Source organism: Collinsella aerofaciens ATCC 25986 (assembly GCF_964259375.1).
Lineage (GTDB): Bacteria > Actinomycetota > Coriobacteriia > Coriobacteriales > Coriobacteriaceae > Collinsella > Collinsella aerofaciens_BO.
In genome coordinates this window covers 107,247-117,477 of sequence record NZ_CAXVJM010000007.1, presented here as the reverse complement: position 1 = coordinate 117,477, position 10,231 = coordinate 107,247, and the positions used below count along the sequence as shown (strand labels likewise).

General features: G+C 63.3%; 9 protein-coding genes. All 9 read left to right on the top strand.

The window, feature by feature from the left end; translation table 11 throughout:
• The first annotated feature begins 160 nt into the window (after positions 1 to 160).
• The 9 genes from ACEXKH_RS04850 to ACEXKH_RS04810 all read left to right on the top strand — a co-directional run bounded on the left by ACEXKH_RS04850 (position 161) and on the right by ACEXKH_RS04810 (position 10,230).
• Complete coding sequence (locus ACEXKH_RS04850; RefSeq protein WP_195241124.1) at positions 161 to 1,375, top strand: MFS transporter; 1,215 nt, start codon at positions 161 to 163, stop codon at positions 1,373 to 1,375.
• 170 nt (positions 1,376 to 1,545) lie between these two features.
• Positions 1,546 to 2,607: an SIS domain-containing protein gene (locus ACEXKH_RS04845; RefSeq protein ID WP_373573275.1), complete on the top strand. Its 1,062-nt coding sequence runs from the start codon at positions 1,546 to 1,548 to the stop codon at positions 2,605 to 2,607.
• A 73-nt stretch (positions 2,608 to 2,680) separates the two neighbouring features.
• The gene (locus ACEXKH_RS04840; RefSeq protein ID WP_373573274.1) at positions 2,681 to 3,517 is read left to right on the top strand and encodes a sugar phosphate isomerase/epimerase family protein; all 837 of its coding nucleotides are present in this window, start codon (positions 2,681 to 2,683) and stop codon (positions 3,515 to 3,517) included.
• A 170-nt stretch (positions 3,518 to 3,687) separates the two neighbouring features.
• Complete coding sequence (hisG, locus tag ACEXKH_RS04835; protein WP_373573273.1) at positions 3,688 to 5,403, top strand: ATP phosphoribosyltransferase; 1,716 nt, start codon at positions 3,688 to 3,690, stop codon at positions 5,401 to 5,403.
• 105 nt (positions 5,404 to 5,508) lie between these two features.
• Entirely contained in the window at positions 5,509 to 6,945 is a 1,437-nt protein-coding gene (hisD, locus tag ACEXKH_RS04830) for a histidinol dehydrogenase (RefSeq protein WP_373573272.1), read from the top strand.
• Position 6,946: 1 nt separating this feature from the next.
• Complete coding sequence (gene hisC / locus ACEXKH_RS04825; RefSeq protein WP_373573271.1) at positions 6,947 to 8,062, top strand: histidinol-phosphate transaminase; 1,116 nt, start codon at positions 6,947 to 6,949, stop codon at positions 8,060 to 8,062.
• Entirely contained in the window at positions 8,063 to 8,650 is a 588-nt protein-coding gene (hisB, locus tag ACEXKH_RS04820) for an imidazoleglycerol-phosphate dehydratase HisB (RefSeq protein WP_373573270.1), read from the top strand.
• A 138-nt stretch (positions 8,651 to 8,788) separates the two neighbouring features.
• Entirely contained in the window at positions 8,789 to 9,490 is a 702-nt protein-coding gene (gene hisH / locus ACEXKH_RS04815; protein ID WP_373573269.1) for an imidazole glycerol phosphate synthase subunit HisH, read from the top strand.
• On the top strand, positions 9,487 to 10,230 hold the full coding sequence (locus ACEXKH_RS04810; protein WP_373573268.1) for a 1-(5-phosphoribosyl)-5-[(5-phosphoribosylamino)methylideneamino]imidazole-4-carboxamide isomerase: 744 nt from the start codon (positions 9,487 to 9,489) through the stop codon (positions 10,228 to 10,230). Before hisH ends, ACEXKH_RS04810 begins: the two co-directional genes overlap by 4 nt.
• Position 10,231 lies beyond the last annotated feature (1 nt).

The following is a 10,231-nucleotide window of genomic DNA, read 5'->3' as shown; positions in this document are numbered from 1 at the left end:
CCATGGTGCTGATCGTGGCCACCATGGTCGTGGGCATCATCGGCGCGTTCTTCGGCGTGCTGGCGTAAGGGCCCGGCTGCATAGACTGTCATTGCAACCTGGTAAGGGGATGGAGCGGGCCTATGCCCTCCATCCCCTTACTTGTATAGAGGGAGTTCGTATGTTCGCGAAGGATCGCGAAGCAATGCGCCTGACGCCGGCAGAGGTCAGGCTGATTCTTATTGAGTCCCTGCAATGGTGCGCCAACAACGCGGTGTACTTTTTAGGGCTTATCGGCGCGGCGACGTATGATTTGGCTGGCACGGCCTTTTTGGTTGCTGCCATTACGCTCGTACGCAATCTTATGACGTCGGCGGGCAATATGGTGTCGGGCTCGGTCATCGACCGCTTTGGACCGCGCCGGACGTCGTTTGTGACGTGCGTGATTACGGCGGTGCTATCGCTTGGCGTCGGGTTGGCGCCGTTGTCTGTCCCCGGGCTTGTGTTTGCCGCGTGCGTCTTGGGGCTTGCGGGCGGCTTTATCAACACCTGTACGCATGCGTTTCCGGGATACCTGGAGTCGACCACCGAGGGCCGTACCCGCGTGAACGGTCTCATGGTGTTCTACAGCAATATCGCCTATACCGCTGGCCCGCTGCTCGGTGGTGCCATCGTGAGCTGTTTTGCCACGCAATCGGTCTATCTGCTCATGGCGGGCATGATGGGTGTGGCGGCCGTGCTCTCCTTGGGCTGTCACGAGTGTGTTGCTCCCGCAAAAGGGGAGAAGCCGAAGGGCGGCATTCTGGGCGGCATGGCCGAGGGCGCGCGACTTACGTTTCGCGACCACGACCTGCGCCTTATCTTTATCTCGGGCTTTCTGGGCTTCTTTGCGTTTGGCGCGTTCGATTCGCTGGAGTCGTTGTTCTATCGCGATGTGCTCAACGTGGATATCGTCTGGCTGGGCTGGCTGTCCTCGGTCGTGGGCCTCACTTCCTCGGTGGGCGCGTTCATCCTGACCAAGCTTTCTGCCCGCCATGTCAACCTGCGATTGCTGCTCGGCGCGCTCATGGCCGTGGGCATTGGGTCCATGGTGTACGTGGGCACCGATATGCTGGGGGTCGCGATTATCGGTCAGGCGATTAACGGTCTGGCCTGGGGATTCCTGGAACCGCTGCAGATGATCTTGATTCAGGAGCGCGCTGACATCAAATACCTGGGGCGCATTACCGGCTTTGTGCGTTTTGGCCTGATGAGCGCCGGCGTGCTGCCGCTGCTGGCGGCTCCGTTTTTGGCGGAGGCTTTGGGTGTCCAGACGGTACTGTTTGGGGCATCGACCATTATTGCGCTGGTAGGAACGCTGTTCTTTGTCACACAAGGGAGGCGCCAGAGGCGTTAGCTATACATTCAATTCTAATTTAATACCACTCACCAGAGAATTTCGACCGTTCACCGAGGATTGGAGCAGATTGATAAGTGGTATTAAAAACACATTAGGTGTATGTCTATAATTGGTATCGAAAAGAAACGCGATGTATAGAGTTGCGTGCAGGACAGAAAGGAAAAGCCATGAAGGAAACCGAGAAGATCGAGATCATGCACTTTAGCCAGGAGGGCTACGTCGAGGACGGCAAGAACGTCTACGAGACCGGCAAGAAGATGATTGAGCTCGCCGACAAGGTCGCCGACGAGGGCTACGACGCCGTGTTCCTGATGGGCGTCGGCGGCACCTGGGACGAGCTCATGCAGCTCGAGTACCTCATGAACAAGTTCGGCGACCGCGACCTCGAGGTCTACCTGATCCACGCCGCCGAGTGGAACGTCATGGGCCACAAGCGCATGACCGAGAAGTCCGTCGTGCTCACCGCCTCCGAGTCCGGCACCACCCCCGAGGTCCTCGAGGCCGTCAAGAAGATGAAGGAAAAGGGCATTCGTGTCTACGCCATGACCAAGCCCGAGGGCCCCATCGGCCAGGCTGTCGGCGCCGAGAATTGCGTCAAGATGGCTTCCGATCATGGTAACGGTGGCTGCGAGATGGGCTACTACCTCGCCGACTGCTTCGGCCTGCGCCTGCTCAACCGCCGCGGCTGCTTCCCGCAGTTCGATAAGTTCATCGAGCAGACCAAGGATGTTTGGACCCACCTGGTCGACATCCGCAAGAGCTTCGAGCCGCGCGCCGAGGAGCTCGCCAAGAAGTACGCCCTGGCCCCCTACACCATGTTCATCGGCTCCGGCGCCCTGTGGGGCGAGACCATCCTGTTCTCGATGTGCATCCTCGAGGAGATGCAGTGGAAGCGCACCCGATACATCACCTCGGCCGACTTCTTCCACGGCACCCTCGAGCTCGTGGAGCCCGGCGTCCCCGTGTTCCTGTTCATGGGCGAGGACGAGAACCGCAAGCTCGACGAGCGCGCCCGCGCGTTCCTGACCCGCGGCGTGACCGGCGACACCGACATCAACATCATCGACACCGCCGAGTTCGCGATCCCCGGCCTTGACGACGAGTTCCGCGTCATCGTCTCCCCGTGGATCCTCTCCTCGCTGATCACCGATCGCCTTGCCACTTACTACGAGACGGTCACCAAGCACAACCTGAACTATCGTCGTTACTATCACCAGTTCGATTACTAAGAGCAAATATCGTTTGTGTAATTGGGCCCCGCTCCTATATGGAACGGGGCCCCGTTTGGGTTGGAGAGTAATTATGAGCTACCCCCAGCTTGCCGTTATAAATATCAGCCATCGTTATTTTGACCTTGAGGAATTCTTTTCTTCGGCAGCGGCCTCGGGCTACACGTGTTGCGAGCTTTGGACCGGGGCGATGCATCTGTATGTCGATTGCCATGGATACGATTCGCTCGAGCGGGTACGGGAGCTGTCGCAGCGGTATGGGGTTCGGATTGTGGGGCTTTGTCCCGAACAGAACAACCCCAAGCCGTGGAATATCGCGGCGCGCGGGAATGAGGCGCGTACCCGCACGCTCGCGTACTTTAAGAACGTTGTAGATATCGCGGCGGAACTTGGAGCCGAGCAGGTCATGGTCTCGAGCGGCTGGGCATTTTTGAACGAGCCGATCGAGGACGCGTGGGGTCGCAGCGCCTCGATGCTGCGTGCGATTGCCGAGCATGCGGGAGAGCGCGGCGTGCGACTGGTGCTCGAGGCCCTACAGCCGGTTGAGTCGATGATCGTGAACTCGGCGGCCGATACGAAGCGCATGATCGAGGCAGTTGATCATCCGGCACTTAAGGCGTGTCTGGATTTGGGCGCTATGGCGGTGGCGGGGGATACCATCGACGATTATTTCGATCTGCTTGGCGATGATGTCGCCCACGTGCATTTTGTCGATGTTGCGGCAGATAGCACGACGCATCTTGCCTGGGGTGACGGCGACCGCGATATGCGCGCCGACCTGGATAGGCTGGTGGCGCGCGGCTATCGCGGAGTTGTTTCGGCCGAGACCTATGACTGGCGCTATTTTGCCGACCCCGCAGCTGCCGATGCGCAGGTAATGGCAGAGTATCGTCGTGCGATTGGCGTCTAGGTGGGGTTGGGTTGCGACAATCCGCTCCTATGTTTCCAAATGAATACGGTGTGAGCCGAGGAGGACGATTTTCCCCGCAAGCACTCTAGTATGCTAAAGTACCCAGAAGACCGGCGGAGCTATGCCGGTCTTCTGTTCTATATGAAACACAGCATGAGGAGGCTCACCAGATGACGGCCACACCGTGGGGATTCCGGGACATATTGCCCGAGGAGGCTCAGGCGCGCGAGGAGATTGCGCTGACGGTGAAGGGCTGCTTCAGGGAGCATCATTACCTGCCGGTCGAGACGCCGCTGCTCGAGGACAAGGGGTCGCTCGAGGAAGGCGGCCGCATTGCGGACACGCCGTTTAAGCTCTTTGATGATGACGGTCGCCTGCTGGTTGTCCGTCCCGATAACACGCTGCCGATCGTGCGCTTGGTTTCGACCCGCATGCGCGCGGCCGATCTGCCGCTGCGCCTTCGCTACGAGGCGCCGGTGGTTCGTGAGTGCCGGCGCAATGCCGGCGGTTCGCGCCAGTTTACACAGCTGGGCTTTGAGCTTATCGGTGCGGGCGATACCGCGGGCGATGTCGAGATTGTCTCGCTCGTGGCCGAGGCGGTGCGCAAGCTGGCGCTGCCCGATGCGCGCGTCATCGCAGGTAGCGTGCGTCCGTTTAAGGAGCTGCTCGCGGCGTGCGATGATCGCGAGCTGGCTGCCGAGGCCCTGCGTTGTGTGCACGCCAACGACTTTGTGGGTCTCGATGCCCGCGTGGCGGCAAGCGCCGAGCCCGAGGCCGTCAAAGCTGCCATCAGCGAGCTGCCGCGCTTGCACGGCGGCGCCGAGGTGCTCGACCGCGTCGATGCGCTTCTGGCGGCGGCGGGCATTGTCGCGCCGCTCACGCGCGAGCTGCGTGCCCTGGTCGAGGGCCTGGCTCCCGAGGACGCCCAGGTGCTGTCGTTCGACTTCTCCATCATGAACTCTTTTGATTACTACACGGGCCTGGTCTTTAAGGCTTATGCCGGCGGCCTGCCCGATCCGGTCGGTTCGGGCGGACGCTACGACTCCATCTTTACTGGCGCGTTTGGCGATGGTATCGAGGTGCCGGCGGCGGGCTTCGCCTTTTCGCTCGAGCGTCTGGAGGCCGCGCGCACCTCGGCCGAGGACGCCGCTTCCGACGGCGATCATGCCGTGGGCCGTGGCGCCGAGGGCCCGCTGCGTATCGCCGTGCCCAAGGGCTCGCTCAAGGCCGATACCCTCGACGTGCTCGAAGCTGCGGGCCTGGACGTCTCTGAGCTTCGCGACCCCGGCCGTCACCTGATCGTGCGCGGTCGCGACACGCGCGCCAGCGAGGGCGCGGTCGGCGATATCGAGTTTGTCATCGTGCGACCCAGCGACGCGCCCGCCTTTGTGGGCTGCGGCGGTGCCGACTGCGGCATCTGCGGTTGGGACTCGCTTATCGAGGCCGACCTCAACTTGCTGCAGCTGGTCGATCTGGGCTACGGCCTGTGCACGTTTATCGAGGCGGAGCCCGCATGGCGCGCCGGTCAGGCCGAACGCAACTATGCCCGTCGCGGCTCGCTTCGCGTGGCCACCAAGTATCCGCGCATCGCGAGCGCCTGGTATGCCGGGCGCGGCGTGAATGCCGATATCGTTTCACTGCACGGCAATATCGAGTTGGGCCCTATCGTCGGCATGACCGACCGCATCGTGGACATTACCGCCACGGGTGCCACGCTGCGCGACAACGACTTGGTCATCACCGGCCGCATTATGGACTGCACGGCCCGCTTCTTCGTCAACCCGGGTGCCGCGCGCCTGGATCTGCGCGTTCGCAACCTGGCCGATCGCCTGGTGGCTGCCGTGAAGGACAAGCATTTTGAGCCCGTCGCGGGTTCGGCACAATAGCGCGAGCGCGCACGGGCGCCCCCATATTCGGGTTGCGGACCGATTGGCGCCGCTGCCCGGCATCTCGTTTTTCAAACGCAACCTCAACCGATAGGGGATACCGATATGAAGACCATCAAGCTTGCTCCCGGCGAGCGCCTCGTTACCAACCAGCTCAACCGCAAGGGCGTGCTGCCGCAAAACATCGTCGACGCCGCCCGCGATATCGTGGCCAACGTGCGTGCCAACGGCGATGCCGCGGTGCGCGATTATTGCCAGCGTTTTGATGGTGTTGAGCTGCAGAGTTTTCGCCTGCCGCAGAAGCAGATTGATGCTGCACTCGAAGGCCTCGATCCTGCCTTTGTCGCCGCGTTGGAGAAAGCTGCACGCCAGATTCGTGAGTTCCACCAGCGCGAGGTCGAGCAGAGCTGGTTTACCACGCGTGCGGACGGCACGATGCTCGGCGTTAAGGTGACCCCGCTCGCGGCGGCCGGCATCTACGTGCCGGGCGGTCGCGCGCAGTATCCCTCCACGGTGCTCATGAATGCCATTCCCGCCAAGGTCGCCGGCGTCAAGCGCGTGGTCATGGTGACCCCGCCGCAAAAAGACGGCCTGATCAGCCCCTACACGCTTGCCGCGGCAAAGCTCGGCGGCGTGGACGAAATCTATATGGTGGGCGGCGCCCAGGCCGTGGCCGCGCTGGCGTACGGTACCGAGACCATTCCGCGCGTCGATAAAATCACCGGCCCGGGCAACGCCTTTGTCGCCGCGGCCAAGCAGATTGTCTCGGGCGATGTGGGAATCGACATGGTCGCTGGCCCGTCCGAGGTCTGCGTGCTGGCCGATGCCACGGCCAAGCCCATGGTGGTCGCGGCCGACCTGATGGCCCAGGCCGAGCACGATCCGCTGGCAGCCTGCTATCTGGTGACCTGCGACGAGCAGTTTGCGCGCGAGGTCGAGGCCGGCATCGATATTCTGGTGGCGCAGTCCCCGCGTGCCGAGATCACGCGCGCCTCGCTCGATAACGAGGGCACCATCGTAGTGGCCGCCGATATGGCTGCTGCCGTCGAGGCGGTGAACACCGTGGCGCCCGAGCACCTGGAGCTGCACTGCAAGGATGCGATGGGCCTGCTTGGCGGTATTCGCAACGCCGGCGCCATCTTTGTGGGCGCCTGGAGCTCCGAGCCGCTCGGCGATTATGTTGCCGGCCCCAATCACACGCTGCCGACCGGCGGCACGGCCATGTTCTCCAACCCGCTTTCGGTCGAAGAGTTTGTTAAGCGCTCGAGTGTCATTTGCTATACGCCCGAGGGCCTGCTCTCCGACGCTCCCGCTACGCAGCGCCTGGCCGAGGCCGAGGGCCTGTGGGCGCACGCGCTTTCAGCCGCATTGCGCCGTCGCGTGCTGGAGCAGGGCGAGGACTCTGTGAGTGCCGAGTCACTGGCCGCGGCCGACCTGACCAAGGTCGCCTGGCCGGGTGATACGACCGCGACGGTCGCCGAGGGCGTGGACCTGGCGGCTGCAGGCTCGGATGGCGCTGGCGCGACCGGCGAGGAGGCCTAATATGGCCGAGCTTTCACCCCGCATGAAGGGGCTCGTCCAGCCTTACTTGGCTGGTATCGAACCCTATGATCCCAACTTTACGCCCACGCGCATCAACCTTTCGGCCAACGAGAACACCTATCCCGTGCCGGCCGGTGTGCGCGAGGCGGTCGACGCCGCCCTGGCTGCCACGCCGCTCAACCGCTATCCCGATCCCATGTCCAACGATCTGCGCGACGAGCTTGCCGCTTGGCATGGTGTGGCGCGCGAGAATGTCTGCGTGGGCAACGGCGGCGATGAGCTGCTCTATAACTACCTGCTGGCATTTGGCGGTACGGGGCGGACCCTGCTCAACTGCCCGCCGTGCTTTAGCGAGTACGCGTTCTTTGCGTCGCTGTGTCAGACCGAGGTTCGCGACGTGTGGCGCGACCCGGCGAGCTTTGAGCTCGACCAGGCAGCGGTGCTCGCCGCGGCACCGGAGTGCAACCTGGCTATCGTAACCTCGCCCAACAATCCTACGGGCGACGTGGCTCCGCTCGACTTTGTCGCGGCGCTGTGCGATGCCTGCCCCGGCATGGTGATGGTCGATGAGGCCTACGTTGAGTTTGCCGACGATTCGTTTGGCGCGGCAACTACGGCACAGGGACTTATCGCCGAGCACCCCAACCTGGTGATTCTGCACACGCTGTCCAAGGCGTTTGGCGCTGCCGGCACGCGCTTGGGCTATGTGATCGCGGCGCCCGAGGTTATCGAGGTGTTTGCGGCGATTCGCCAGATTTACTCGGTCAACGTGCTGAGCCAGGCGGCGGCGCTTGCCTGCGTGCGTGCTCGCGATGCCTATGCGCCCGTGGTGGCGCAGGTCGCATTCGAGCGCGAGCGCGAGCTGGCGGCCCTGCATGCGATAGGCGCCGCGGGTCTGCCCGTGGAAGCATGGCCCAGTGCAGCGAACTTTATACTCGTGCGCACGCCGCATGCCACGCGCGTGCGCGAGCGTCTGCGCGACGAGTATTCCATCCTGGTGCGCGACTTTAGCTACGCGCCGGGGCTCGCGGACTGCCTGCGCATTACCGTGGGTACCCCGCAGGAAAACGACGAGGTGCTGGACGCGTTTGCCGCGCTGGTGAAGGAGGAGATGTAGATGGGCCGTTATGCCGAGGTGACCCGCAAGACGGGGGAGACCGATATTGTCGTCAAGCTCGACCTGGACGGAACCGGCATGTGCGATATCTCGACCGGCGTGCCGTTTTTCGACCACATGCTCAACGCCTTTGGCCGCCACGGTCTGTTTGATTTGACGGTGCATGCGGTGGGAGACGTGGAGGTCGACGCGCATCACACCGTTGAGGACACGGGTATTGTGCTGGGCGAGGCGTTTTGCCAGGCGCTGGGCGACAAGGCGGGCATCACGCGCTTTGCCGACGCGGCGATTGCCATGGACGAGACGCTCGTGATGGCCGCCGTGGACATCTCGGGCCGCGGGCAGGCCTACTGCGAGCTGCCTGTGCCGACCGAGCGCGTGGGCAGCTTCGATACCGAGCTTGCCGTCGAGTTCTTCTACGCCTTTGCGCGCGATGCCAAGCTCACGCTGCACGTGCGCGAGCTGGCGGGTGGCAACTCGCACCACATTATCGAGGCCGCCTTTAAGGCCGCGGGCCGCACGATACGTCACGCCTGCGAGTTGGACCCTCGCGTGCAGGGCATCCCCAGCACCAAGGGCTCGCTGTAACCTGCCAAAAAGGGACAGGTTTATTTTGGCAGGTTTTATCTGCGGAAATGCTGTCTCATGTGGTGGGTGAACGTTTAACCGACCAAAATAAACCTGTCCCTTTTTGGCAGGTTTTGGATGAGGAAAAGGGAGGGTCGCGTGGGCGAACCGAAGATCGTGGTGGTCGACTACCACAAGGGTAACTTGTCGAGCGTCGTGCGCGGGCTTGCGCGCGCCGGTGCCGTTGCCTGCACGTCGGACGACCCGGAGCAGATCCGTAACGCCGACGGCTTGGTCATCCCGGGCGTGGGTGCGTTCTATGACGCGATCGCCTTTATGCGCGAGAGCGGTGAGGCAGACGCGGTGCTCGATGCCGTCGCCGCGGGAACTCCGCTGCTCGGCATCTGCCTGGGCCTTCAGCTGTTTTTTGAGCGCGGTAACGAGGGCGTGCCGGCGAACGAGGGCGCGGTTGCGGACGGTGACGCCTCCGAGCAGGCCGGTGGCCCTTGGGTTGATGGCCTGGGTATCATGCGCGGCTCGTGCACGCGCCTGAAGTCGAGCCGCCTGAAGGTGCCGCATGTGGGCTGGGACCAGGTGCACATGACGCCTGCCGGCGCGGCCGATCCGCTGCTCGCCGGTTTTGCCGAGGGCGCCAATATGTACTTCACCCACAGCTATTCGGTGGCCGACGATGCCGATGCCGCCGACGTCCTGGCGCGCACGCATTACACGCGGAGCTTCCCGTGCATCGTGCGCCACGGCAACGTGTGGGGCTGCCAGTTCCATCCCGAGAAATCCTCTGCGCTGGGTCAGCGCATCCTTAAGAACTTCGTGAGCATCGTCGAGGAGGTTGGCAGATGATCCTGTTTCCCGCAATCGATTTGATCGGCGGCAAGGTCGTGCGCCTAGAGCGCGGCGACCGCGGCCGCTGCAAGGTATATTCCGACGACCCCGTCGCCGTCGCCCGCTCCTTTGCCGAGCAGGGTGCGAGCTGGGTGCACGTCGTCGACCTGTCCGCTGCCTTCGGTGAGGACGAGGACGCGTGCGCTGCCAACTCGGCAGCGATCGAGGCCATCTGCGGCGTCGACGGCCTGTCCGTGGACGCGGGCGGCGGTGTTCGCTCGCTCGCGCGCATCGACGAGCTGGCCGGCTACGGCGCGCGTCGCATCGCACTGGGCACGGTGCTCGTGACCGAGCCGGGTTTTGCCGAGGTGGCGGCGCAAGGCTTTGGCGAGCTGCTGGTGGCAGATATCGCCGCGCGTGATGGTCAGGTCAAGGTGAACGGCTGGCGTGACGGCGCGGGTGTGTCACTCGACGACGCCGTGGCGCAGCTTTCCGAGCTGGGCTTTAAACACCTGGTCTATACCGATATCGCGCGCGACGGCATGCAGACGGGCATCGATGTGGCGGCGTATCGCCACGTGGCCGAGGTCGCGGGCTTTCCCGTCGTGGCTTCGGGCGGTATCTCGACGCTCGACGATATCCGTGCACTGGCCGCGGTGGGCGAGGATGCCATCGAGGGCGCCATTACCGGTCGTGCGCTCTACGAGGGCAACTTTACGCTGGCCCAGGCGTTGGCCGCCGCCCGAGGGGAGGAGTAGC

Excerpts from the sequence above, each read along its gene's own strand:
- hisG (WP_373573273.1), top strand. The coding sequence starts at position 3,688 with ATGACGGCCACACCGTGGGGATTCCGGGACATATTGCCCGAGGAGGCT.
- ACEXKH_RS04845 (WP_373573275.1), top strand. The coding sequence starts at position 1,546 with ATGAAGGAAACCGAGAAGATCGAGATCATGCACTTTAGCCAGGAGGGC.
- hisB (WP_373573270.1), top strand. The coding sequence starts at position 8,063 with ATGGGCCGTTATGCCGAGGTGACCCGCAAGACGGGGGAGACCGATATT.
- ACEXKH_RS04840 (WP_373573274.1), top strand. The coding sequence starts at position 2,681 with ATGAGCTACCCCCAGCTTGCCGTTATAAATATCAGCCATCGTTATTTT.
- hisC (WP_373573271.1), top strand. The coding sequence starts at position 6,947 with ATGGCCGAGCTTTCACCCCGCATGAAGGGGCTCGTCCAGCCTTACTTG.
- ACEXKH_RS04810 (WP_373573268.1), top strand. The coding sequence starts at position 9,487 with ATGATCCTGTTTCCCGCAATCGATTTGATCGGCGGCAAGGTCGTGCGC.
- ACEXKH_RS04850 (WP_195241124.1), top strand. The coding sequence starts at position 161 with ATGTTCGCGAAGGATCGCGAAGCAATGCGCCTGACGCCGGCAGAGGTC.
- hisD (WP_373573272.1), top strand. The coding sequence starts at position 5,509 with ATGAAGACCATCAAGCTTGCTCCCGGCGAGCGCCTCGTTACCAACCAG.